General features: G+C 70.0%; 24 protein-coding genes. 20 read left to right on the forward strand and 4 right to left on the reverse strand.

From position 1 onward, the window contains the following. The first annotated feature begins 115 nt into the window (after positions 1-115). The 7 genes from F9C41_RS16170 (at position 116) to F9C41_RS16200 (ending at position 8,537) form a co-directional block, all read left to right on the forward strand. Complete coding sequence (locus F9C41_RS16170; RefSeq protein ID WP_155387630.1) at positions 116-535, forward strand: pilin; 420 nt, start codon at positions 116-118, stop codon at positions 533-535. Between the two features lies 1 nt (position 536). Beyond that, the gene (locus F9C41_RS16175; protein WP_155387631.1) at positions 537-1,514 is read left to right on the forward strand and encodes a hypothetical protein; all 978 of its coding nucleotides are present in this window, start codon (positions 537-539) and stop codon (positions 1,512-1,514) included. A 20-nt stretch (positions 1,515-1,534) separates the two neighbouring features. After that, entirely contained in the window at positions 1,535-2,422 is an 888-nt protein-coding gene (locus F9C41_RS16180) for a PrgI family protein (protein WP_155387632.1), read from the forward strand. A gap of 23 nt (positions 2,423-2,445) precedes the next feature. Beyond that, positions 2,446-4,275: a VirB4 family type IV secretion system protein gene (locus tag F9C41_RS16185; RefSeq protein WP_155387976.1), complete on the forward strand. Its 1,830-nt coding sequence runs from the start codon at positions 2,446-2,448 to the stop codon at positions 4,273-4,275. An 18-nt stretch (positions 4,276-4,293) separates the two neighbouring features. Next, the gene (locus F9C41_RS16190) at positions 4,294-6,807 is read left to right on the forward strand and encodes a type IV secretory system conjugative DNA transfer family protein (RefSeq protein ID WP_155387633.1); all 2,514 of its coding nucleotides are present in this window, start codon (positions 4,294-4,296) and stop codon (positions 6,805-6,807) included. A gap of 203 nt (positions 6,808-7,010) precedes the next feature. Further along, positions 7,011-7,841 (forward strand): replication-relaxation family protein, encoded by an 831-nt coding sequence (locus F9C41_RS16195; protein ID WP_155387634.1) that lies wholly within the window; start codon positions 7,011-7,013, stop codon positions 7,839-7,841. A gap of 63 nt (positions 7,842-7,904) precedes the next feature. Next, the gene (locus tag F9C41_RS16200) at positions 7,905-8,537 is read left to right on the forward strand and encodes a hypothetical protein (protein WP_155387635.1); all 633 of its coding nucleotides are present in this window, start codon (positions 7,905-7,907) and stop codon (positions 8,535-8,537) included. 213 nt (positions 8,538-8,750) lie between these two features. Here F9C41_RS16200 and F9C41_RS16205 read toward each other — a convergent pair whose 3' ends face one another. Both F9C41_RS16205 and F9C41_RS16210 read right to left on the reverse strand, forming a co-directional pair. Further along, complete coding sequence (locus F9C41_RS16205; RefSeq protein WP_155387636.1) at positions 8,751-9,419, reverse strand: DUF6308 family protein; 669 nt, start codon at positions 9,417-9,419, stop codon at positions 8,751-8,753. Between the two features lie 228 nt (positions 9,420-9,647). Beyond that, a complete protein-coding gene (locus F9C41_RS16210; protein ID WP_155387637.1) occupies positions 9,648-10,055 on the reverse strand; it encodes a hypothetical protein in 408 nt (135 codons plus the stop codon). 908 nt (positions 10,056-10,963) lie between these two features. On the opposite strand from F9C41_RS16210, the gene F9C41_RS16215 reads away from it, so the two are divergent. Together F9C41_RS16215 and F9C41_RS16220 are read left to right on the forward strand one after the other, a co-directional pair. Beyond that, complete coding sequence (locus F9C41_RS16215) at positions 10,964-11,677, forward strand: hypothetical protein (protein WP_155387638.1); 714 nt, start codon at positions 10,964-10,966, stop codon at positions 11,675-11,677. Between the two features lie 407 nt (positions 11,678-12,084). After that, positions 12,085-13,239 (forward strand): M23 family metallopeptidase, encoded by a 1,155-nt coding sequence (locus tag F9C41_RS16220; protein WP_155387639.1) that lies wholly within the window; start codon positions 12,085-12,087, stop codon positions 13,237-13,239. Between the two features lie 231 nt (positions 13,240-13,470). Here F9C41_RS16220 and F9C41_RS16225 read toward each other — a convergent pair whose 3' ends face one another. After that, positions 13,471-13,614: a hypothetical protein gene (locus F9C41_RS16225; protein ID WP_155387640.1), complete on the reverse strand. Its 144-nt coding sequence runs from the start codon at positions 13,612-13,614 to the stop codon at positions 13,471-13,473. A 115-nt stretch (positions 13,615-13,729) separates the two neighbouring features. Here F9C41_RS16225 and F9C41_RS16230 point away from each other — a divergent pair, with 115 nt between their 5' ends. The 8 genes from F9C41_RS16230 (at position 13,730) to F9C41_RS16265 (ending at position 19,660) form a co-directional block, all read left to right on the forward strand. Next, on the forward strand, positions 13,730-14,752 hold the full coding sequence (locus F9C41_RS16230; RefSeq protein WP_155387641.1) for a DUF4262 domain-containing protein: 1,023 nt from the start codon (positions 13,730-13,732) through the stop codon (positions 14,750-14,752). Positions 14,753-14,767: 15 nt separating this feature from the next. Beyond that, positions 14,768-15,013: a hypothetical protein gene (locus F9C41_RS16235; RefSeq protein ID WP_155387642.1), complete on the forward strand. Its 246-nt coding sequence runs from the start codon at positions 14,768-14,770 to the stop codon at positions 15,011-15,013. Positions 15,014-15,128: 115 nt separating this feature from the next. Next, a complete protein-coding gene (locus tag F9C41_RS16240; protein WP_155387643.1) occupies positions 15,129-16,202 on the forward strand; it encodes a hypothetical protein in 1,074 nt (357 codons plus the stop codon). Between the two features lie 122 nt (positions 16,203-16,324). Further along, positions 16,325-16,537 (forward strand): Lsr2 dimerization domain-containing protein, encoded by a 213-nt coding sequence (locus F9C41_RS16245; RefSeq protein WP_155387644.1) that lies wholly within the window; start codon positions 16,325-16,327, stop codon positions 16,535-16,537. 28 nt (positions 16,538-16,565) lie between these two features. Next, positions 16,566-16,847: a hypothetical protein gene (locus F9C41_RS16250; protein ID WP_155387645.1), complete on the forward strand. Its 282-nt coding sequence runs from the start codon at positions 16,566-16,568 to the stop codon at positions 16,845-16,847. A 461-nt stretch (positions 16,848-17,308) separates the two neighbouring features. Next, positions 17,309-17,968, forward strand: a complete 660-nt coding sequence (locus F9C41_RS16255; RefSeq protein ID WP_155387646.1) for a hypothetical protein — start codon at positions 17,309-17,311, stop codon at positions 17,966-17,968. Between the two features lie 139 nt (positions 17,969-18,107). Further along, positions 18,108-18,824, forward strand: coding sequence for a hypothetical protein (locus F9C41_RS16260; protein ID WP_155387647.1), 717 nt, complete (start codon positions 18,108-18,110; stop codon positions 18,822-18,824). A gap of 134 nt (positions 18,825-18,958) precedes the next feature. Next, positions 18,959-19,660: a GGDEF domain-containing protein gene (locus F9C41_RS16265; RefSeq protein ID WP_155387648.1), complete on the forward strand. Its 702-nt coding sequence runs from the start codon at positions 18,959-18,961 to the stop codon at positions 19,658-19,660. 547 nt (positions 19,661-20,207) lie between these two features. On the opposite strand, the gene F9C41_RS16270 is transcribed toward F9C41_RS16265, so the two are convergent. Continuing rightward, positions 20,208-20,879 (reverse strand): hypothetical protein, encoded by a 672-nt coding sequence (locus F9C41_RS16270; protein WP_155387649.1) that lies wholly within the window; start codon positions 20,877-20,879, stop codon positions 20,208-20,210. Positions 20,880-20,937: 58 nt separating this feature from the next. On the opposite strand from F9C41_RS16270, the gene F9C41_RS41280 reads away from it, so the two are divergent. From F9C41_RS41280 to F9C41_RS16285, 3 genes are all read left to right on the forward strand, one after another. Next, a complete protein-coding gene (locus F9C41_RS41280; protein WP_155387650.1) occupies positions 20,938-21,141 on the forward strand; it encodes a hypothetical protein in 204 nt (67 codons plus the stop codon). 675 nt (positions 21,142-21,816) lie between these two features. Further along, a complete protein-coding gene (locus tag F9C41_RS16280) occupies positions 21,817-22,986 on the forward strand; it encodes an AAA family ATPase (protein ID WP_155387651.1) in 1,170 nt (389 codons plus the stop codon). Further along, complete coding sequence (locus tag F9C41_RS16285) at positions 22,983-24,611, forward strand: vWA domain-containing protein (protein ID WP_155387652.1); 1,629 nt, start codon at positions 22,983-22,985, stop codon at positions 24,609-24,611. Before F9C41_RS16280 ends, F9C41_RS16285 begins: the two co-directional genes overlap by 4 nt. Positions 24,612-24,660: the final 49 nt, after the last annotated feature.

Raw genomic sequence — 24,660 nt, forward strand, 5'->3', positions numbered from 1 at the left:
ACCTGCCGCACCTTCCACCAACTCGTAACGCCCTCCCCGGAGGCGAAGGTGCGAACGGCGCGCAAGCCGATGCCACCTGAGCCGCACCCCGGGGCCGGGCGGGGAAGGACCGGCAGTGTCTACCGCCTACCAGCTCACCGAACACCTTGCGGCCTCAACCGACGTACTAGCCGCCGTCAAACCACTCCCGGACATCATCGACGCGATTCAGACCTGGGTCATGAACCTGATCTTCGCGGTCGCGTCGGTGTTCGCGACCATCGGCGCGGCGTACTACACGATGGCCGGCGGCGACCCCGCGAAGATCGAGAAGAGCAAGGAGCACTTCAAGAGCGCACTGAAGGGCTACGCCCTGGCGCTGCTGACCCCCATCATCTTCGGGATCCTCAACAGCATCCTCGGGGTCGGCGCCGACGACAGCGACGGCGGCAGTACCGACAGGCCGAGCAACGGCATGAGCGCGGTCGTCGCGCTGCAGACCCACACCCCTGCCTCCGGCGCCGCCGCCGTGATGCCCGGGCCGATCGGGCGCTGACATGGGCGCCGTACTGAACGCCGCCTTCGGCTGGCTCGTTGCCGCGCTGCTGACCTGCTGGGAGTTCGCGCTCGAACTGCTGCGCAGGTCGGCGTTCACGATGCCCGACGTCACGCTGCTGCCGGCCGTGGAGGAGTTCTCCCGCAAGTGCCTGTGGATCGTCGACAGCGCCTACGTGCTGGCGATCCTGGCCTCCGCAGTGACGGTGATGACCTACGAGAGCTACCAGATCCGTTACGGGGTCAAGGAGCTCATGCCGCGGCTGCTGGTCGGACTGATGGCCGCGCACTGGTCGCTGCCGATGTGCCGACTGCTGCTGCAGGGCGCGAACTCGCTGACCATGGCCCTGGTAGACGCCAACCTCGACCCGTGGGCCGGGTGGGGCACCACCTACACCCGGATCAAGACCGACGTCGACGCCGGCAACATCTCGCTGCTGTCGGCGTTCCTGCTCATCGTCGTGATCGCCATGGCGGTGTGGATCTTCCTGCTGTGGGACATCCGCATCGCGATCCTCATCGTGCTGTGCGGCCTCGCACCCCTGGCCATGGCCTGCTACGCGGTGCCGCAACTGGAGGGCGTGCCGCGGCTGTGGTGGCGCTCCACGTTCGGGGTGCTGGCAGTACAGGTCCTGCAAGGTGCCACGTTCACGCTCGGTGTCGCGCTGATCGTCAGCCCTCCCGACGACGTGAGCACCAGCGAGGCACCGATGCCGTTTCCGGACGGCGCCGAGGGGCACCTGCTGGCGTCGCTGGTCGTGCTGATGCTCACCGCGAAGATCCCCGCGCTGGTCGGCCGGTATGTGATGCAGCACCCCACCCGCAGCCTGCTCGGCTACATCAGCCAGGTCCTCATCGTGCAGCGGCTCACCCGCGCCAGCCGCGGCGGCCGCCGGCCGGTTGCGTCCGGCCGGCCCGCCCAGCCCCAGGGCCAGGCCCCACGGCCGGCGACGCCGGCCGAACCACCTGTCGTTCTCTGACCCTGTTGGGAGTCATCGTCATGTCCGATCACGGGCCCGGCGCGGTCATGCCCGCCGACATCGAAGCCCCCGACAAGATCGTCTGGGGCTTCACTTTCCGTCAGATCGCCGTCCTCGGCGCGACCCTGTCCACCTGCTACGGCCTGTGGCGCCTGCTGCACAACGTCGTACCCCTGCCGCTGCTGATCGTCGGGGCGGTCCCTCTCGCCGCACTGGCCTTCGGCCTCGGCTTCGGCCGCCGCGACGGCCTGCCGATGGACGCCTGGCTCGCCCACGGCGTCACGTTCAGGCTCAAGCCCCGCCGCCTGGCCACCAACAGGCCCGCGACAGGTCGCGGGCCGGCCAAGGCCCGGCCGGACGGGCTGCTGCGGTTACCCGCCACCGGCATCGACACCGACGGCGCCATCACCACGCCCAAGCACACCACGGTGCTGGTGGCCACCGGCACCGCCAACCTCGCCCTGCGTACCCCCAACGAGCAGGCCGGGTTGCTCGACGGGTTCGGCCGCTGGCTCAACACCCTGGCCACACCAGCGCAGGTCACGGTATCCACCCGGCCGATGGATTTGGTCGCCCACGCCGACGCCCTCGCCGTGCAGGCCGACGACCTGCCCTCCCCCGCGCTGCGCGCCGCTGCAGTCGAGCACGCCGCGTTCCTGCGCCGCCTCGACCAGGCGCGCCAGCCGCTACGGCGGCAGGTCCTGGTCGCGGTCACCGGCCGCGACGGCCTGTCAGCGGCCCGCACCGCCGCTGACAGCGCCCGCGCCCTGGCCGGTCTCGGTCTACCCGCCCAGGTCCTGACCGGTGACATCGCCGCCGCGGTGCTGGCCGCCGCGGCCGACCCCGGCTACCCGCCCGCATTCAGCCGCCGGGCACTGCCCGGCCAACCCATCCGGAGGAAGCCATGAGCACCAAGACCACCAAGACCACCATGACCGACGCCGGCACCATCACCGACGCTGCTGCGGACCTGGCCGGGCTCGGCCCGGCGGGAGCGCAGGTCAGTGCCTGGCACGTGCAGACCGACACCGGCTTCTCAGCCACCTACGCCGTGGTCGACTACCCCGCCGAAGTCGGCGCGGGATGGCTGACCGGCGTGCTGTCGCTACCGCTGCGCATCGACGCCGCCGTGCACATCGAGCCCCTGGCCGGGCAGGCCGCCGCCGCGCTGCTGCGCCGCCAGCGCGCCCGCCTGGAGTCCACCCGCCGGCTCGACGCCGGCCGCGGCGCCCTGGACGACCCACGGGTCAACGCCGCCGCCGACGACGCCGCCGACCTCGCCGACCGCATCGGCCGCGGTGCCTCCCGGCTGTTCCGCGCCGGGGTGTACCTCACAGTCCACGCCCCCACCACCGCCGCCCTCGCCGACGCCGGAGCGCAGCTGTGCAGCGCGGCAGCGGCGACCCTGCTCGACTTGAAACCGGTCACGTTCCGTCACCTGCAGGGCCGCACCAGTACATTGCCGCTGGGCGTAGACGAGTTGCGGTTGCGGCGGGTGTTCGACACCGAAAGCCTTGCCGCGGCGTTCCCGTTCGCGTCCAACGACCTGCCCGCGCCGCTGCCTGGCCAGCCGCCGGCCAGCGGCGGGATCCTCTACGGCACCACCACGGGCGGGACCGGGGTCGTGTGGTGGGACCGCTGGTCCTGCGACAACCACAACTCCGTCATCATCGCCCGATCCGGTGCCGGCAAGTCCTACCTGATCAAGCTGGAGATTCTGCGCAACCTGTACCAGGGCGTGCGGATCGCGGTCATCGACCCCGAGCACGAGTACCAGGCCCTCGCCGCGCACGTGGATGGCAAGGTCGTCGCGCTCGGCGACCCGAAGGTCAAGGTGAACCCGCTGCAACTGCCCGCGGGGGATCGCCGACTGGATCTACTGTCACGCCGCGCGCTGTTCCTGCACACCCTGGTCAGTCTCATGCTCGCCGCCGTTGACGAGCAGCACGGCACCGGTCGCGCGGGCATGGACGCGGCCGGGCGTGCGGCGCTGGACCGGGCGATCCTCGCCACTTACGCCGACGCCGGGATCACCGCCGACCCGTCCACCTGGCAGCGGCCTGCGCCGCTGCTGGCCGACTTGGCCGCGCAGCTGGACACCGACCCGGCCGCGACCGACCTGTCGACGCGGCTCGCGCCGTGGGTGTCGGGCAACTGGTCGCACCTGTTCGACGCACCCGACACCACCGACACCGACAGCCACCTGGTCGTGTGGTCGCTACGGCAGCTGCCCGACGAACTGCGGACCGTCGGCACGCTCCTGGCCCTGGACGCGATCTGGCGCGGCGTCGACCAGCCCACCGATCCCGGCCAATCCGACGGCGGTAGCGGTCAGCGCACGCTCGTCGTCGTCGACGAGGCGTGGCTGCTGATGCGCACCGGCGAGGGCGCGAAGTTCCTGCTCAAGATGGCCAAAGCCGCCCGCAAGCGCCACGCCGGCCTCGCGGTGGTCACCCAGGACGCCGCCGACCTGCTCACCTCACCCCTGGGCACCGCCGTCATCTCCAACGCCGCCACCCAGATCCTCATGCGTCAAGCACCGCAAGCCATCGACGCCGTGAAGACGGCATTCGGGCTCACCGCCGGCGAGGCACGCAGCCTGGCCACCCTCGGCCGTGGACAAGCGCTGCTGGTCAGTGGTGCCAGCAGGGTCGCCTTCGATGTGGCTTCGTCCCCGGCCGAGCACGCGATCGCCCGCAGCGACGCACGCCCCACCGCCGCCAAGCCTGCCGCCGATCTCGGCGATGGCGACGACCTGTGAAAGGACGGTACCTCCACCATGGCAATCAGCCCGCCCATCACCAGCGATTCCCTGCTCGAAATCACCCGGTGGGTGCTGGACCGGCCCTGGCTGGCCGCGGTCGCCGGCCTCGGCGTATTGGCGGCGCTCGGCGGCCAGCAACTGCTGGCCGACTGGCGCCACCGGCGCATGACCGACGGCGCGGGCCTGCTGACCATCGCCCCGCCGCCGCAGGTCGACCAGGGCACCGCCGCCGACCTGTGGCGCACCCTGGCCGGGGTTCTCACACCGTCGACCTGGCGTCGACTGCTCTACGGCATCCCGCACGTCGTGTTCGAATACTCCTGGACCGGCCGGCAGCTGCAGATCCAGCTGTGGGTACCCGGCAGCGTCCCCCGCGGCGCGGCCATCGCCGCGATCCGCTCAGCATGGCCCAGCGCGAGCATCACCGAAGCCGACGCTGTCCCGCCGCTGCCCGTCGAGGGCACCCTGGCCACCGGCGGGCGGCTGTATACGCGGCTACCTGACGTACTGCCGCTGCGCACCGACCACGACAACGACCCCCTGCGGCCGCTACTGGCTGCAGGTGCCGACACGCGCAACGGCGAGCACACCCTGGTGCAGATCCACGCCCGCCCCGCACGGGCGTCGCGGCTGCGCCGCGCCAGAGCCGTCGCCGCGCGGATGCGCGAAGGCGGCAGCGTCTCAGGCGGTGGGCCGGACCTAGTGGGGATAGCGGTGGCGCCGCTGCTGTGGCTGGTCGAGCTGTTCCTGCCCGGACCGTCGACCCGCTCGGCGACCGCCCGCGGGACGGCCGTGCGGCGGGACCCCGTCGCCGAGCGCGACATCCGCATGGTCGTCGACAAGGCCCTGTCCGGGGCCGTGTTCGAGGTCGACGCCCGCTACATCGTCGCCACCGCCGCGCCCCGCAGCCAGGACCCGCAGGTCGCGCAGCGGCTGAACAACCGGCTGCGCGGCCTCGCGCACGCGGTCGCCTCAGCGTTCGCAATCCACGCCGGGCGTAACAGCCTGCAGCGCCGCAAGATGCCCCACCCCCTGGCCGTGGCCGCCGGCCGGCGGATGAGCCACGGGTTCCTCGCCGGCGTCGACGAGCTCGCCGCGCTCGCGGCCCTGCCACAGGACCTGGCCGTGCCCGGCCTCGACCGGGCCCGAGCCAAGGCTGTTCCGGCACCGGTAACGATCCCCGCAGGCGGCGGAGGGACCAAGCCGCTGGGCATCGCGCAGGTCGGCGGCCACAGGCTGGCCATGCCCGTCGCGTCTGCCAGCGAGCACATCCACCTGATCGGCAAGACCGGGTCGGGCAAGTCGACGCTGATCACGCACATGGTCCTCGACGACGTCGCCGCCAGCCGCGGCGCGGTCGTCATCGACCCGAAGGGGGACCTGGTCAACGACATCCTGGCCCGGCTGCCCTACGAGGTCGCCGACCGGGTCGTGCTCATCGACCCGGAACAGGAGAACCAGCCGGCCATCAACCCGCTGGAAGGAGACGACAGAGAGCTGGCGGTCGATAACATCGTCGGGATCTTCGCCAAGATCTTCGCCCGGTTCTGGGGGCCGCGTATCGACGACGTGCTGCGGGTGTCGCTGCTGACGCTGCTCACCAAGGCCAACGCGACGCTGTCGCTGGTTCCGCCGCTGCTCAACAGCGACCAGTTCCGGGCCGAGTACACCGTCGACCTCGACGACCCGTCAGGTCTGCACGGGTTCTGGGCCTGGTACGACAGCATGAACGCCGCCGCCCGCGCCCAGATCATCGGCCCGGTCCTGGCCCGGCTGCGGGCGTTCCTGCTGCGCGACTTCGTGCGGCGCACCATCGGCCAGCCGAAGTCGACGTTCGACCTCGGTGACGTGCTCGACGGCGGACTGCTGCTCGTGCGGCTGCCCAAAGGTGTGCTCGGCGACGAGACGTGCCGGGTGCTGGGAAGCATCATCCTGGCCAAGACCTGGCAGGCCGCCACCGCACGCTCCGCGCTCCCGGAGGCCAAACGCCGCCCGGCCATGCTGTACGTCGACGAAGCGCAGAACTTCCTCAATCTGCCCTCTCCGGTGGGCGACATGCTCGCCGAAGCGCGCGGCTACCGCCTCGGGATGCTGCTGGCCCACCAGAACCTCGCCCAGCTGCCCAAAGACGTCGCCGAAGCCGTCAGCGCCAACGCCCGCAACAAGATCTACTTCAACGTCGACCCGGGCGATGCCAAGGACCTGGCCAAGCACGTCGCACCGGAGGTCGACGAGCACGACCTGGCCAAGCTCGACGCCCACACCGCCGTCGGCAGGATCGTGATCAACCACCGGGAACTGCCGGCGTTCACGTTCACGACCCTGCCACCAGTGGCGGCCGCGCAGTCGACCCTCGCCCTGCGGCAGCGGCTGTCGGCCGCGCACCCGGCACAGGCGCAGTCAGCGGCCGAGCGTAAGGCCCGCAACGACATGAGGGCCGAACGGGAGCGCCGCGCCGCGCGGTCCAGGGCCCAGTCGGGCGCCGGGCACCAGACCGACGACAGCGTCCAGCAGGCCGGCAAGCAGTAGCGGACAGTGACCGGGCATCGACGAGCGGCGTGTCGCTGGGCCGTCAGGTCGCTGTCGGGCTGGGCGTCAGGCTGCCGTCGGCCAAGATCGGCCGGCGGTGGCCGCTGACAGGCCCACGAGCTGCGCTGACAGGCCCTGACAGCCCGCGGATCGAAACCCCACTCCCTACCGGGAGTTCTCCCTGAGGGTAAAGGACCACTGACATGACTACATCGTCTTCCTCACCCATCGCACACTCCGCCTACCTGGTCGCACGCAGCCACCTCACCCCTCGGGACCTGATCTTGCTGGATTGGCTGGCCCATCACCGTGCCCTGACCACCCCGCACGTCACCGCTGCCCTGTTCGGGTCCGAACGCCGCGCCCAGGCTCGCTTGGCCGTGCTGCGGCGGCTGCGTTTCATCGACTCGACCATGCTGCGGCCGAGCCTGGCCCGCAGCGCCCCGTACCTGCACACCCTCGGCCCATTCGGACACCAGTGGGCCGCCGCCCGCCGCGACGAACCGCCGCCCACCGCCCGACAGTGGCGCCGACAAGCCCACGCCATCATCGACAGCCCGTTCCTGGGCCACCAGTTGGGCGTCAACTCGTTCTTCATCGCCCTGGCCGCCCACAGCCGCACCCACCGGCACGCCCGGCTGCGCCACTGGCTGAACCAGGCCCAGGCCGCGCAGCTCACCTCCGGGGTGCGTCCCGACGGGTTCGGCCGCTGGCACGTCGGCGACCGTGACATCGGGTTCTTCTTCGAGTACGACACCGGTGAGGAGGAGCTGCACCGCCTGGTCACCAAGGTCCGCACCTACGCCTTGGCCGTCGACCTCGTCGACACGGCACGCTGGCCGGTGGTGTTCTGGCTGCACTCCCGCCGCCGGGAGGCGAACCTGCACCAGCGTCTGACCGACGAGGGTGTCAGTCACCCGGTGGCCACCGGAGTGCACGCGGACAACCCTGCAAATTCGTGCCTCTTCCTCGTCGGCAGCGATCCAGCCCGGCGAATCCCGCTCATCGCTCTGGCCCGGCCGGATGGGCGCTGACAGGCCATCGCCAGCTTTGGCCTTGGCAAGGATTAATTGACAGCTGCCCATAGGCTTTCGCGCATGGACGGTGCTGCGACGTGGCTGAGTGCGATTGCGACCGCCTGCGGCTCCCTCGGCACGATGGGCGCATTGCTACTGACCTACCTGCTGCTGCGCAGGGAAGCCGAACGCGACAGAGTGAACGAGGTCCGGCGCTCGTCGGAGGAGGCATCCGCGAGGCGGGCCCAGGCAGCGAAGGTATCGGCTTGGGCAAGGACTGAGCCGAAAACGGTCGACGCCGTGCCGACAGTCAGGATCCGTTACGGCGCCTATGTGCACAACGGCTCAGAATCACCGGTGTTCGACCTGACCGTCTTCTGGCTGCGGCAGAGGACGAGCGATGCCCGAGACGCGAGCTGGGAGAACGTGCGCATCATGCGGGCCATATTTCCCGTATTCCCGCCAACCGCTGAACCGCGATTCATCCCCTGCATGAGCGAGGGGCGAAAGCTCGAACGAGCGGAGGCGCTGCCATCGGGCGAGGAGCCCACGGCCCTGGCAACGGCCATCACGTTCAGAGACTCAAACGGAGTGAACTGGCTTCGGCGGGTCGATGGCCGACTCGTTGAAGAACCGGCGGACGACGAGCCATTAGCGTCCGATCAGTGGATGCCCGTGGATTTAGATCCATATCCGATGATCAACTATCCATAGTAGCCGTCGTACCTCGGGCGCCTAGCGGGCCGGGTTGTATGCGCTCATCGACACACACCACCTCCCGCGGCGCTCCGGAGGAGTGCTAACTCCGCTGGCTCAGTGTGAGCCAGCATTGACCGACGATCCCGTGATCGCCGACCCGACCCGTCAGGCTCTGGCAGGTGACCCCCCACCGGCAGCCACCGTTTGGCCCGCGAGCGTCGGCGCTGATCAACCGGGAAGGTGTCGGACGCTCATCCATATGAGAATGTCGTAGAGACGCAGATGCGAAAGGCTGACGTCGCCGGGACCGCAGGCGAGCTGGTCGAACGCGGCGGCGAGGTCACGGAACTGCTCGGCGTGCGCATGGATCTCATCATGGATCTGCTGCCACGCCGTACAGCCCCGTGACGTGGCCGCCGTGTCGATCGGTGCGATAGTCCAGTTGTCGAGCAGCGGCACGAGCCGTGGCCGCTTGTGGTGCAGCACCTTGTGGACGCGAGCCACTTTTAGTCCGGGAGTGGCCGTGCCTTGCCGCCACGCCTCATGCAGATGCCAGCCTGCGGTGCCCTGCGGCGGGCTGTCACCCAGTTCGTCTCGCGGCAGAAGCAGGAAGTCCGGCTGTATGCGGTGTGCGGCTTCCAGGTGCTCGGCGGCTCGGTCGGCGAAGCTGCGAAGCCGTACGAGCGTGCGCACGTTCAGGTCAGCGTTGAGCCCGGCGCTCACCAGTAGGTCCAGGTCAGTGAATGCAGGGCCGGGCGAGCTGGGTACGCAGTCATAGGTGCGGTAGCCGTAACGGGGCACAGGATGCGGCGTGAACGCGTACGGGAAGCGTGGGCCCGGGTCGAGCGTCTCGGTCGCGAAAGCGTAGGCGCTGACCGTCTCCAGTGCCTGGGTCACCGAATATGTGACCCTGCCGCCCGCCAGGTTGAACTCCAGAAGCCACCTCCACCGAGGGCACGTCGCGCAGACCCTCATCGTAAGGCGAGCACTCAGTGTGCCAAGCTGCCCTGTCGACGGCCGGACAAGCGCTGTCAGCGCGTGCGATTCCTCTGTCAGCGATGTGCTCCGCGCTGTCAGCGGCCGGCCCCGCCGCCGGTCCGCTGTCAGCCGTCGCGGCTGAGCCTGTCAGCGCCGCTTGCCGCGGTCGCCGACTGCACGCCTGCCTGTCGCCGCAGCGCCGGTAGGCACCCCCTGGCGGTAGGGGGCTGTGAAATCGGAGTCCTGGGCTTGTTCCCGGACCTGGGCCAGGTCAGGCCAGCGCCGCTGCGCTCCCTGACGGGTCATCTTTACCGCCTGGCCCAGGTCCGGGTACTCCGCACCCGCACGAGCCGAGGCATGGGCGAGCGCATCGACGAACCTCTCGCAGCTGCGGCGCAGCACGTCATAAGACGTGAGCATCCCGAGCCTGCGGCCGAGTTCGCCGTCGTGGGCAAGCCTGTCCGTACTGGTCAGCGTCTCTGTCATCGCCTCTGCCATCACGGTCAGCATGTCCTCGATCCGGAAGCACTCCTCCTCGGTGAATGGTTCTTCCACCTCACTCTCCTCGAATCCGACAATGGTGAAGATCCGACCGTCCCGCGCGCCACAGTCCGATGTCAAGACCATTCCCCATCAGACATGTCCAACTGCCGATCGAAGTCTCGGCACGCGCACGGGGGTTGAGGGGTGCAACACATGTTGACGCAAGATCAACCGGCTGCAACAGCCATTGACGCAAGATCACCTCCTTGCAACAAGCGTTGACGCAAGATCGCCCGACCTGCAACAGATGTTGACGCAAGATCGACTGCTTGCAACAGGTGTTGACGCAAGATCCGCGACGTGTCCGCGCAGCCCTCCAGCACGCCGACCTGCCGCATGCCTCAGATGTCTGTCACAGCCAGGCGCGCCGCGCTCGCGGCCAACGAAGGCGTCCTGTCGACACATTTGCAGCCAGTAGCGCGGGCGGTAGGCGCCGTGCGGCTGCCGACAACCGCCACGCGCTCATTGCGCAGATGACGCCCAGCCTGCGGCCGACCGCGCCAGTCGAGCTCCCGGGCGTCGGCCGCGGCCATAGACGCGAGCCAGTTCTGCTGCCCCCTCTCTCGGCGTTCACAGGTGCTCGCACTCAGAGGCGCGGGGTGCTGGCCAGTGGCCGAGGCAAGCCCTGTCAGCGAAAAGTCGCCGACTTTCTGCTGACAGAAATCGCGGTTTCACTGACAGGGCAGCTCACACCCCATCCGGCCGATCTTGGGCTGTCAGCGGGCGGAGCCATGGTGAAGGCACTTGCACAGCAAGCCTCTCCGGCACCACCCCGCAACGCGCGGGATGTCGGGCGTACAGCCCCGGCCAGCGACCCTCCACGGGTGAGCAGACCGGCGCCTACGGCGCCTCAACGACCATCCCGCCCGGACCGGGCACCAACCAACCCCACAACCCCCACAGGGGAAGGAGCATCCCGTATGACCGCAAAGCCAGGAACCACCGAGTTCACCTTCCGCACCTTCGTGGTGTGTGCGTCTCCGCGACCCGTCGCGGACTGGGAGGAGCTCGTAGAGCCCGCGCTCGAGCGCAACCCGAACGCCACGCCGAGCGTGCAGTTCCCGGTGAAGGCCGTCCGCCGTCTGGCATGGCTGACCCGCCTGTTCGACCACGGTCTGGTCGGAGCCGAACGTGGCCGGATCCACGTGATCCGCGCCGCAGGAGGCCGCCGTTCCCGCCTGGACCTCAAGGCCGCACAGCGCAACGCCTTCACCCAGGCATCCCTTCGTCACGCCCGCTGGAGCGATGCCGTCGCCGGCACCGCGACCGCGCAGGGCTGGAGCCACTTCCAGAACCGCGCGAAGACCAGCAACGGCAAGCTGACGGAGCAGGCCGCCTGGGACATGTTTCTGGCTCAGCCGCGCATCGCGGCGATGATGACCGTCAGCAACGGCCTGTCGGCCAACGACACCTTCGACCCGATGGATGTCGAAGCGTTCCAGGCCGGAAGCATCGCCTACTCCACCATGTGCCAGTACCGGGCACTCGCCGGCGACGTCGTGATCACCGAGTCCGGCCTGCGGCTGGAGCCCGCAGACGACAGCTACGCCGCCCGCATCGCCTTCCTGAAGAAGGCAGCCACCCATGTGGCCAAGCTCCCGCGGCACTGCGTGCTCGTCGCCATGACCATCTGACCCACCCGACCGGGCCGCCTCACGGCAGTCCGGCACCCGGTCCTCGCTCGAGGGCCATCGCACCCCGCCACGTTCGCGTGGCACAGCACCAACCGCACTACCGCCACTTCGTGTGGCGCAGCACCACCCCGCCGGACGGCGGGCGCGACCAAGGCAGCACCGCCACCGGCAGCCCCCTGGGGCAGCCGCGGCAATGCCGCTGAGGGTCGCACACCTCCCCTTCAACCCCGCACGAGGTGCGGGCCCGCTCATGCGGCGGGCCCGCACCCAGCGTGCCGGCGCGACGCCCGGCCATTTTCCCGTTCACCGCCGGACCACCACCCACAGCGACCTGGCCCACCCAGGAGAGCCCATGACCTGTACTGCCGCACCGACCCGCGCAGCGCACAGCCAGAGCGGAGGCAACCATGTCAGCACGTAACTGGCCGCTGCTGACCAGCGTGGCCACCGGCGTCGTCCTCATCTGCTGCACCGGGTTCCTCACCGCGCTCAGCGGCGGCGCCTCCAACGCCGCCTGCCTAGCGGAACCCAGCACCGGCCCGGCTTCGTCGGGCGGCTCGACCGCCTCAGTGAGCCCAGCCATCTCGGTGAGCCCGAGCAGCGCCTCGCCCTCGGCAAGTCCGGCTGCGAGCCTGCCGGAGGGATTCGACGACAAGCAGGTCGCCAACGCCGCGGCGATCGTCGGTGAGGGGATGCGACGGCAAGTGCCCGCCCGCGGGTGGGTCATCGCGGTCGCGACCGCGATGCAGGAGTCGAGCCTGTACAACCGGGCCAACCCGAGGGTGCCGGAGTCGTTGCACGTGCCGCATGAGGGCACCGGCAGCGACCACGACTCGCTCGGGCTGTTCCAGCAGCGGCCCAGCCAAGGCTGGGGCACCCCCGCCCAGCTAATGCTGCCCACCTACGCGGCCGGCCGGTTCTACGACGCCCTGGCGCGCGTCGGCGGCTGGCAGACGATGGCGTTGACCGAAGCCGCGCAGAAGGTCCAGAAGTCAGCCTTCCCCGGCGCCTACGCCAAGCACGAGGCCAAAGCGACCGCCCTCGTGCAGCACCTGGCCGCCCAGGCCAGCCTTTCCGTGCAGATCTGCACCCCGGTCGCAGGCGCATGGGTCAAGCCGGTCAACGCCGACGTCGTCTCCGACTTCCGCACCGAGCACCGGCCCCGGCACAACGGCGTCGACCTCGACGCCGCCCGCGGCGACATCGTCGTGGCCGCCTCCGCCGGAACCGTCGTGCAGGTCCGCTGCGACATCAGCCCACAGTGGTGGGGCTGCGACCGCGACGGAAACCTGGCCACGCCAGGCTGCGGCTGGTACGTCGACATCAAACACGCCGGGAACTTCATCACCCGCTACTGCCACCTCGGCAAGCGTCCCGACGTCACCATCGGTGACACCGTGCTGGCCGGGCAACCCATCGGCGTCGTGGGCAACAGCGGGCACTCCAGCGGACCCCATCTGCACTTCGAGGTCCACGCCGACGGCGACCGGTCATCAGCCGGAGCCATCCCCCCGGTGCCCTACATGATCAATGTCGGGGCGGCGCTGGGCAGGACCGGCTAACCCTCCAGCGGCCGGACTCCGCCGGGACCCGGAGCGATCACGACCCTGCCCGGGGCGGTCCATGTCCGGCGAACCAGATCCGCGGACCACTCACGTGGCCGCCGGACCACGCCGGCGGCTGCCCCGGACGGACTTCTACGCATTGCGCACATCACCGGTTCACCAACCACGGCGGCTCACCGTGCCGGCGCTCCCACCCATCCCTTGAGCAGTTAAGGAGCTGTTCCATTTTCACCTCTCGCGATCGACATGCACGCCGCTGAGGCGGTCAACACCCGCAATTGGCTGCTGCAGACCCGGTGCCGTCAGGAACTGCTCGACGCGGTCGTCGACGGCCGACGCACGCTCGACGATGCCAACAGCGCGCTTCGGCAAGCCGGCATCGACATGCTGCCCCAGCGGTGGCCGGCCGTATCGAGCGTCCGTATGCGGCTGTCCCTCGCCAGCTCTGCCGTGACATCCGCGACGCAACCGATCGCTGCCCAGGCTCGTGAGCCGCCGCCCGCAGCGACCCGCAGACCGGTCGCGACATCACCACCTGCTCGACGACGGCACACCGCAGACCGCCGTCTACCCCATCCCCACCATCAGCAAGGAGCTGCTCGTGGACGACAACGTGTTCTTCTTCGACCTGGAATGGGTGCTGCGGCTGACATCGCACGCCGAGGTCACCCCCGCCAGCGGGCCCTGCGGCGAGCACCCCGACGGTGGTTGCCCCGGGTCCCTGCTGTGGGTTTCCGACGACACCGGCGTCTACCTAGAGTCCAACGGGCTGCCGCCGGCCGAGTTCGGGCCAGGGATCAGCCCCAAGATCTACGCGCAGGGCTGGGAGCCCGGTAGCGGTCGGCAGGATCCCGACCACCCCTTCGACGGCGGCTTCTTCAGCCCGCTGCACCTGCAGTTCCACGCCGAGACCGCCACCGCGTTCGTGCAGCGGATGCGTACCTCCGGCTGCCAGTACATGTACCTGCGCTTGATCGATGAGGACGCCGTGGACATCGGGTTCACCACAACCGCCGAACTGCCTCCGCAGCACCCGCTGTCGCCCGAGGAGATCGCGCAGCGGCGCCAGAAGCTCATCGAGGACATGCGTGCCCTCGTAGCCGACGGCAAGTTCGCCGTCATGAACATCCACCCCGACGAGCAGCTTCCCGCCTCGATGCTCTACACCGTCGGCCTGACCGCAGCGGGCCACCCCGAGCTGGTCATCGTCGGCCTGGCCATCGACGCCGCCCATCACATCCTCAACAGCCTCGGCTCACAGATCCGCCCAGGCGAGCAGACGCTGGCCCACGGCCAGATCCTGACCGACGTCATCGACGACTACGACCTGCACGTCATCGACGCGGACGGGCCCATCCCGACCAGGTTGATCCCCGGCATGGCGTACGAGATCTTCGGCCACCGCAACGTACGGCTGCAGCAGATCGTCTGGCCCGACACGTTCCACCAGCTGCCCTGGGACAACAAGTTCGACCACAAGCTCATCCAGCCCGTCATCGGCCGCCCCTGACCGCCTGACCCCGAGGTGAGCAGCGCCGCCGTTGGGTGTGGCACCACACTCGGCACCCTGACAGCGGCTAGTCCCGGTGACACCCAACTCGGCGACGACGACGTCACCGAGCACATCGGCCTCAACGCCTCCAGCATGCCGCTGCTGGACCTGTGCCGCTACGCCCACCGCATGGGCGCCTGGTGGCTGACCCTCAACGTCATCAGCCTGACCGAGTACCGCGTCGAGTTCGCCCGCCGCGGTATACGCACCTCCCGGTAGCGCCACCGCACCACCCGGCCGACAGGGCCGCAGCGTTCCACGATGCCTGCGGCCTCGGCCGCAGGCCCCTACCTCCGGGAAACATACTCATGATCCTCTCGCATTCGGCCCGGCCATGAGCCGCGCCGCCGACGCCGCCCGCGCGGCGATGACCGTCTACGACCACAGCCGGACCATCGCCCGGCGGCTGACCGCCATCGGCGTCCCGCCGTCGGAGATCACCGACCTGGAGGCACAGGTCATCCGCGGTGCCGAGTTCGCCTACCCGCCGCGACTGCACCTGCTGTCGATCATCAACTACGAGAACGGCACCTGGGCCGAGCACAACGCGCACCTGTCCACCATGATCCAGCTGACCTGCTGGAACCAGCACAAGATCGCCTACTGTGTCGACGCCGACCTCGCCAACGAACTCGGACGCGTCCGCGACAACGACCTCATCCACCGCGACGTCCTAACCCGGCTGCCCCATCCCGACCCGTACGTGCACCTGTCCCGCCAGGTCCGCTTCAGCGCAGTGGGCGGTCACAGCATCGGCATCAGCGGATTCTTCATCACAGGCACACGCCTGTTGCACGACCAGCCGATCCCCTGCAGCTCCCACCACCCGCAGCGCCACGAGCTCGTGCTGCTGTTCCCCCGCGTCCACTACGGCCCCAACGGCCAGCCGATCGATGAGGCCGGCCAGCCGCTGGTGTCGTTCAGCCGGATCGTGCTGTCCTTCGACGGCCCCACCGCCACCCTGGCCGACCTCATCGCCAGCGTCCAGCGCCGCTTCCGCAACCAACTCGGCGGACAGGCCCACGACGAGATCAGCCGGCTGCTACGCGAAAGCGTCGGCGTGCTGCTCTACGTCTGCACCGCCAAGCCCGACCTGGTCCGTGCCCCAGGCGGCAAGTCCAAGAAGCAGCGCCGCAAGGGCACCGCGGTAGCCGCCTACGAGCTGGGCTACCACCTCGGCGCCGCAATCCGGTCGTGGAAGCAGCCAGCCAGCCAGCGCATTACGGCCGACAGTCCCGGCGGTGAGGGCGCTAGGCGCAGCCCACGGCCGCACTTCCGGCGCCCGCACTTCCACACCTACCGCGTCGGCGCCGGCCGCGCCAACACCGTCATGCATTTCATAACCGGCACCCCGATCAATGGCTACACCGGCGCCGACAAACCCACCGTCATCCCCGTCAGACCCTGACTCCAGCTCGACCTCGCCGTCCGCGCCGACGAGTTACGCGACCACATCTGACCCCCACACGCCGCTGCGAGCGCGGCCAGCCCGCATGAGCCCGCGCCCTCCGGTCAGGAAGGAGCATCTGCATGGCAACCCGCAAGATCCTTCTCACCATCGACGACCTCGACGGCACCCAGCCTGCCAAGACATTCACGTTCGGCTACCAAGGCCGCAACTACGAGATTGACCTCAACGACGCCCACGCCGCCCAACTGCACGACGCGCTGGCCCAGTTCATCGCCGCCGCCCGCGCCATCGACCGCCGCCGCAAGGCCGGTACGCAGCGCGCCACGGCCTGAACCCGTTCCCGACATCAGGCAGGAGACCATGCCATTCAACGGGACGGCCGCGTCCCGCACCACCGACCCGCGCACCGAACCCGGCCCGCGCTACCCGATGCTGCTCGTCCGGATCCCGCCCGGACCCGTCGACGACGAGCGCCTCATCGGTCGCATCACCCACCAGCTGCGCGCGCATGCAGGCGCGAGCGCCGCAGCCGAGTTCGCCAGGACCGCGCTGGCCTGCCGCACCCCAGATGACGTGCTCGCACTGGCCCGCGCCACCGTGACGGTCCTGACCAGCACCCACCAGGGCCGCCAACACATCTGACCACGCCGCTGCGCTCACGGGCCGCCACAAAGGCCGGCCCGCGATCACCCCTGCCCGGAAGGAGCCACCGTGGACAACAGACCCTGGCGGCTGCGTTCCATCGAGGCGACCAACAGTCTCGGCACGCTGCGCACCGCCATCACCTACGCCGACCTCACCATCCTGTACAGCGCGCACCCCGACCACCTGGCCGCCCAACTGCGTCTGCCCGCCCACCTGCGTGCACTCACAGAAGGCCACCCCGACCGCCTGACGTGGTACAGCACCGACCCGCACACCAGCGTCGAGGTCAGCGTCTGCTTCACCGACCCCACTGGTGCCGACACACTCCACCTGGCCATCGGCCTGCAGCCCAGCGGCCGCGAGCGAGCCCACCTTCGCCAGGTCACGCTCACCCGGGCCACCGGCAGCCGACAGCAGCGGCTGTCCCTGGCCCGCGCCGAGCCCGGTCGCCCCGGCAGATGTCGAGCGGCGATGCCGACGTCCAGGACGCCGAGCCACAGTTCACCGGGGTCCTGCCCTGGCTCATGGCACTCGACCCCGCCGATCAGACATGGACTGCCGAGGTTGCCCGGTCCCTGCGGCACGCCATCGGCCTCGTCGTCACCGCCACCACCGGTCCCCTGCCCGATCCTCACACCAGCGCCATCATCGAGGAGAACCTCGTCCAGCTGGAGGACAACCTCAACACCGGCGCCGACACGGCGCTGCGGCTGCTCGGTGGTCTCACCCGCCCGCCGAACGTCGCGCTCGCCCAGGCGGGCGGGCTGATCGTGCGTACCGGAGCCCTGACCGTGCCGCTGACCGACGCCTCACCCGGCACCCGGGCGCTGGTGCAGCTGGCTGCGGACCGCACCTGCCGCTGGCCGTACATCCACCTCGTCGAACAGCCCGAGCGCCACCTGCCGGGCCGCGACATGCCCGCACTAATCGAGTTCATGGCCGGCTGGGCATGTGACAACCGGATCGTGTGGTCTACCAGCGACGACACGGTGCTCAGCCACCTGCGCCATCTCCGAACACTGGTCGACGTCGCGTTCTACGCCGACAACGGCACCGGACCCCAGCCCTTCGACTTGTGGCCCGCCCGCACCATCCGGTCCGCCGACACCGCGCGCTGACCAACAGTCCGTTCTGCGCAATCGACGCCTGATCGAGCCGTGACGGCTCGACCGGCGGCCGCACCACCACAACCCGATCTCGGGGTGGGCGGCCCGCCGGGCCGCTCACCCCTGCCCTCAACCCGAAAGGGAGCAGGCCATGCGCCGTCACGGAATCACCCTCGAGCACCTGCTGCACATGCGATCGACCACCCTCCGCCGGCCCGAACCCGCCCAGTCCCGGCCCGCCGCGGGTGAGCCCGCCACGCCCGCCGGCCGTCGGCCCAAGGCCGTCGGCAATGCCAACGCCATCGCGCTTCGCGCCGCTCGGCTGCGCCGCGAACTCGCCGATCGCGCCGACACCCTCACCAGCGACGAACTCGAGCAGATCCTCACCGAACTCAAGGCCGCCGTCGCCGACCTCAACGCCACCATCGGCCTGATCGTCGGCACACCCGGCTGCGGCGCCGACACCGCCGTTCAGCAGGACGCGCCCACCGCCGCGGCAGGCATGGACGTCGACACCCCTCTGGCCCACACGCCCCGCGAGCACGCCATGCCTGCCACGACGAACCGCGACCGCGACACCCCCGGCCAGGTGGCCACAGCCATCTCGTGGCGCACCGGTGGCCTGCGCCGCCATGTCGCCGGCCACGGCGTCGACAACATCGCCGACGAAGACCTGGCCCTGCTGGTCGACCTGCTGCACGCCGCGGCTGTCGACATCCACGCCAGCGTCGAACTGATCGCCGCCGCGACCGCCTCGGCCCGCCCCCGCGTCCGGACCCGTCGCTACGACGACCCCACCGCCGACGGCAGCACCGCAGCGGCCGAGGGACAGACCGGGCCGGCCGCCGGGCTGCTGCAGACCACTTGATAGCAGTGCCGATCAGAGCGCCCATGTGACTCTGGCGGCCCCTGCCGCCAGCCCTGTTCATAGCCCGAAGGCGGCAGCCAGCCTGGAAAACTCCTGCCGCCTTCGGTGCTCCTAGCTGAGAGGAGCACCATCCAATGTCTCACACCCTGTACCTGTTCGGGCTGCTGGCACTGGCCGCCTTCGGCGGCTGGCTCACCGGCCGCCGCCAGCGCAACACCGCCCTGCAGACGCAGGTCAACGAGTTGAACGGCCAGCTGTGGCAGGCACGTCACGTCAACCCGCTCACCGGGCTGCGCAACCGCGCCGACGCCGAGACCCGCATCGCCGCCATGATCGCCGCCCGTGGGCCGGTCTGCGTCGGGTTCGCCGACCTCGACCGGTTCAAGGAACTCAACGACTCCTACGGACACGCGACCGGCGACCGCGCCCTGCAGCACTTCGCCACCGTGGTGCGCGCCCTGCTGCCGGACCTGTTCGTCTGGCACCTGCACGGCGACGAGTTCGTGTTCGCCTGGCGGTCCACCCTCGACGAAGGCCTGATACACGCCCAGTACCTGCGCCACCTCGTCGGCGTGAACCCGATGCCGTTACCCGACGGCGGCAGCATCGCCCTGAAGATGTCGATCGGTCTGGCCGCCCCGGCGGCGGGCATCGACGTCGCGCTGCTGCTGCACCAGGCCGACCTGGCCATGCATGACGCCAAAGGACGCCCGTCCGGCATCGCGTCCTACGACCCCCGCCACGGCGCGACCACCCTCGCGGTCAGGCCCGCACGGCGTGCACGCGACCAGCGCCACGACCTCGCCGATGCCGCCGTCCACGAGCCGGTCGTCTGACCCGCCTCCGACCTACGGTCGCCGACGCCGCTGTCGGCGACCGCCTCATCTGACGGGAGTCGCATGTCCCCCAAGCCTTCCACCGATACCGTGTCGATGGAGACCCAGCACCCCCACACCGGTGGCGTACACACGGTCCTGGTATGCGTGCCCGGCCGCTACGTCTACGGGGCGCAGCTACTCACCGCGCTGCGGTGCGCTGGCAGAACCGCGGTAGGCCAGGCTCAGCGACCACAGCGACTACCTACTCGCCCGGACCCAGCACGTCCCGCCATCCAGGTCGTGGTGCCCGCGCGGCCAGGCGCCCCGGCCGTGGACGGCCTCACCCCACGGCTGCCCGCGCACGTCGCGCAGGCCGCCGCTGACACCCTCTACGCCGTCGACGTGAGGGGGTTTGGACGACGCCGACCTCATCACCACTTGGCAGCAGGCCCAGGCCGTTGCCACGCTGCTGAACCTTGCCGACGGCATCGGCGTCAACGATCTGTTCGACGACCGGCACGTCATCGAATGACCGCCGACGGGTGGACGCTGCAACCGGCGAGTCTCAGACGTCAGCGTCCAGTGCGAGGTGCGGCGCGGCGAGGGAGAGGGCGACCTGCAGCCGACGCATCGAGTCCTTCCCGGTGCCAACGCTCGTCACCAAAGCACCCGTCGGACCGACCGGTCCGGTCCGAAATCGGCGGCGTAGGGAAACGGGCAGGTACCTGAGCCACGGCCTGCGGCGGCTGCTCGCGTCCAAGGCCGCCATCAGGTCCTCGCCCGGGGCGGGCGCTCGCCACTCCACGTGGCTCCAGTTCCGATTGTGCGGTTGCGGAGAAGACCACCAGATGAGGACCCACGCTGCGGCCTGGTCGCATGGCTTAGCGAACAGCCGTACAGACTCGCCGGCCTTGATGCTCCCGACCACAGGGAAGTCGTCGCTGAACACCAACTCGCAGTTGACCGGGATCAACTGCAGCACCCGGGCGTCGGACGTGCCGTTGTTGGCTAGCTCCCAGATGTGCCCGACGAGCGACTTGTCGGAGTTCTGCCGCGTCTCGCCGATCGCGCGAATGAAGAACTCGACGTGCGGCAATCCGCGCAGGGTGCGTGCCTCGCCGCGGATGACGAACGCAAGCGTCACCACCGCCACTACCAGCGACGAGAGCGCGATCCAGTCCGCGCGCGTCCACGGCGTCTCCGCGGCTACGGCCGCGATCACCTCTACACCGTTCATGCCCCACACCGTACCGACGAGCACACCATCCCCCACCGACCTGATCAGAGGACCACGGTTGACCACCGAACAGAACGAGATTGAGCAGCAAACTCCGCGGCCCGGCGTCCAACAGCGGCGTGTCAGGTCCGAGATGGCCGGTCCGCGTGTCTACGACGCCGACGACGGCTCCGTGCGGGCCCGCAGCGACCGGGCCATCTGGCGGGTCGAGCGCGAGCTCGTCGATTCGATGGTCGCGGCCGGGTGGGCCGCACCTGACTGACCGCCATGTGCGGTCACGCCCTGCTACCGGTGTCGGGGCCGCTGGTGCGCAGCGGAGCAGGCCTCCCGCACGCCGACCGTCTGCCCCGCCGCAGAGCCTACGCCGTGGCCGCCGCCGACTACCTCACCTGGCTGCGCGAGACCACCGTCCTGACCGGCCACCACTATGCCCGCCGACCGGCGCCGGGAGCCGGCTGCGGCCACGCCGGGACTGGTCCTGCTCGGCCCAGCCATCAGCACTAATGGGGCGCGGCTGCTCGACGAGGACTTCGGCACGATCGACAGCAAGTACCACCTGGCTGACCCTCGCGCTCTGCGAGCACACGCTACACGTCACCGTTCACCGCGGCCCTTACCCGTTCCAGTCGCACGCCCACGTCGACATCCTCAGCGGCGCAGGCACGTGGTCTCGACTGCTGGCCAGTTCCGCATCCTCGTGGTGGCAAGACACCAGCCCCACGCTCAAGACCCGCAGCCAGCTCGACCCGTCGCCGCAGCGCTATTGCTGCGCGCCACATCGTCCTGTCAGCCCACGCCGCCTGACAGGCCCCGCCGCTGCCTTTGCCAGCACAGCGCCAGAACCCATCTCGGTGGACCGGCTCCCGCAGCCGGGAGCCGGCCCGCCACTCCCTTTCACCGGCCCCGCACGATCGGGGCCGCTACGGAAGGCACGCCGATGACCACACCACAACCAGCTGCGTCAGCACTGTCGCCGGCACCCGCCGCCGCGGCCAACGCCGCCGGCGACCAGAACCAGGCCGCCACCACGCTCGGCGCCCGGGCGCTGCAGTTCCTGCAGGACCACCCCACCAGCGCCTACACCGTGCGTGACCTGAACACCCAGCTGAGCATCACCACCGCCTCAGGCGGGCTGCACGCCGCGCTGGTGCGGCTGGCCGACGCTGGCTACCTGCTGCGCGACAGCACCGTGAACCCGCAGACGTTCGCCGCGCACCCGAGCCCGCCGGCCGACCCTCCGCAGTTCGGCGCCGCCAACCGCGCCCCCACCTCATCCGGTCTGCCGCGGCGCACAGCCGCGGCCGGATCAGTCGTCAAACGCCCCAACGGCAGGGACTACCACACCCGCATGCTGGCCGGGGGCCGTGACGTCGATGTGCTGCGCAACCTGCGCCAGCACGACATCCCAGTGCTGCTGTATGGCCCGCCGGGCACCGGCAAGACCTCTATGTTGGAGGCCGCCTTCGGCGACGACCTGTACACCGTCAACGGCGACGCCGACACCGTTGTCGGTGACTTCGTCGGCGACTACATCGCCAACGGCGACGGCACCTACTCCTTCGTCGACGGCCCGCTGGTCCTGGCCATGGAGACCGGTGGAGTTCTGTTCGTCGACGACGCGACGATCATCCCACCGCAGGTCATGCCCGTGATCTACCCGGTCATGGACGGCCGCGGTGTCATCACCATCAAGTCACAGAACCGGCAGGTCACCGCCAAGCCCGGCTTCTACGTCGTGGCAGCGCACAACCCGTTCGTGCACGGCGCGGTGCTGTCGCCGGCGCTGGCCAGCCGGTTCAGCATCCAGGTCGAAGTCCCCACCGACTACCACCTGGCCCGCCGCCTCGGTGTGCCCGCACCGATCGTCGCCGTCGCCAAAGCCATGGCCGACAACGACGCCTGCACCTGGGCACCGCAGATGCGCGAACTCACCGACTACGCCCGCGTCAACGACGCCCTCGGCCGCACCGTCGCTGTCAACAACCTCGTCTCGGTGTGCCCGGAGGACGACCGGCCGGAACTGATCCGGCTGCTCGCCGACAAGATCCCCGGCGTTGCCGCCGATCCCCTAGCTGTCGGCGGCACCCGCAAGAAGGCCACACCGTGAACCTCGCCGACCTTGCCACCTTGCTGAACAGCCACAGCCACGGTCCCCGGATCACCTCTCAGCACCCCGCCTGGGAGGACTGGTCCAAGGCGTTCACCGCCCACATCCCGACCCTGACCGGGCTGACCGGGCTGAGCGTCGTGGTGACCCCCGGCGGTGGTGCAGGAGCACCCGGCTGCCACTTCCCGCACCTGCACCGCATCGAGATCGACGCCGACATCATCAAGGTCCCGCCATTCGCGGCCAACCCGCACAGCAAGAAGATCAAAGAGCGGCAGCTGTACGCCGCCGCGTACGGCGTGCTCATCCACGAAGGCGCCCACGCCCTGCACAGCCGCTGGAACCCGCCTCCGGACACACCCGACCTGCTCGCCGAAATAGCGATGATGCTCGAGGAGTCGCGGGCAGAGGCCCTTCACCGCAACCGCAGGCCCCGCGACGGCCGCTGGCTTCGTGCCGCGGCCGCCGAACTGATCATGCCGAACTTCGCCACCACCGCCAGCGCCTGGGACGCAGGCGTAGCAGCGGCACTGCTACTCACCCGCGCCGACGCCAAGATCCTGCGCCAGCGCGACGTCCGGCACCTGCGCAACGCGATCGTCGCCATCATCGGCACCAAACGGCTGCGCCGGCTACGCGACATCTGGCGCCAGGCGCACCAGTGCGCCGACACCGACGCCACCACCATGATCGACCTCGCGCGGCAGTGGCTCGAAGTCCTGGACATCGACCCCGACAGCCCCGACCCGACAGACAGCGCCCCCTACAGCCCGACCCTGCCCGCCGCCATCGCCGGCGCGCTCACCTCCGCCACCAGGCTGCCCGTCAAAACACCGCCTCCGCCGCCCGATCCACGGCACAAGGCCGCCGGACGCGTGTTCGGCCGAACCAAAGTCACCTGGACAACCAGGCCACCGACACCGCAGGAGCGCACCGCCGCGCACCAGCTGCGCCAGCAACTGGTCAAGGCCAGCACCCGCGACAAGACCGTCACCCCGATCCGGCGGCCCACCCCACCGGGCCGGCTGATGGTCCGCGCCGCGCTGGCCGCAGACGCCGCCCGCGCCCACGGCCAGCAGATCAACGCCGAACCGTTCCGCGCCAACAAGACCCGCAAGCCGCCCGTGCCGCCGCTTCGCGTCGGCATCGCCGTCGACGTCTCCGACTCCATGAGCGGCTTCGCACCGCAGGTCTCATCACTGGCGTGGATCATCGCCCAAGCCAGCCACAGCCTCGACGCCAAGACCGCCACCGTCGCGTTCGGCCCCACCGTCCAACCACTGACCCGCCCCGGCCAGGCCCACCCCGCCGTGCAAGAACTGGACCCCGGCGGCGGCACCAGCTACTTCGACCAGGCAGTGCTCGCCCTCGACGGGGCACTCGGCCTGTCCGGCAAAGGCGCCGCCCGCCTACTGGTGATCATCTCCGACGGCGACATCCCCGACCTGCGGGCCGTGAAACTCGCCCTGCACCGCATCACCCGCGCCGGCGCCGCCCTGCTCTGGCTGACCCCGCCGGGCACCACCCTGCCGATCAGCGGCCAGAACCAGATCCAGGTCACCGACCCGGCGCAGTGCATCGCCATCGTCGGCCAAGCCGCCGTCGACGCCTGGGCCAAAGCCTGACCCCTGCCCGCCCCGGACCCGCAGTCTGACGCTCGCCGCATCCATGGCC

Origin of the sequence: Catellatospora paridis, assembly GCF_009720365.1 — a bacterium.
Classification (GTDB): Bacteria; Actinomycetota; Actinomycetes; order Mycobacteriales; family Micromonosporaceae; genus Catellatospora; species Catellatospora paridis.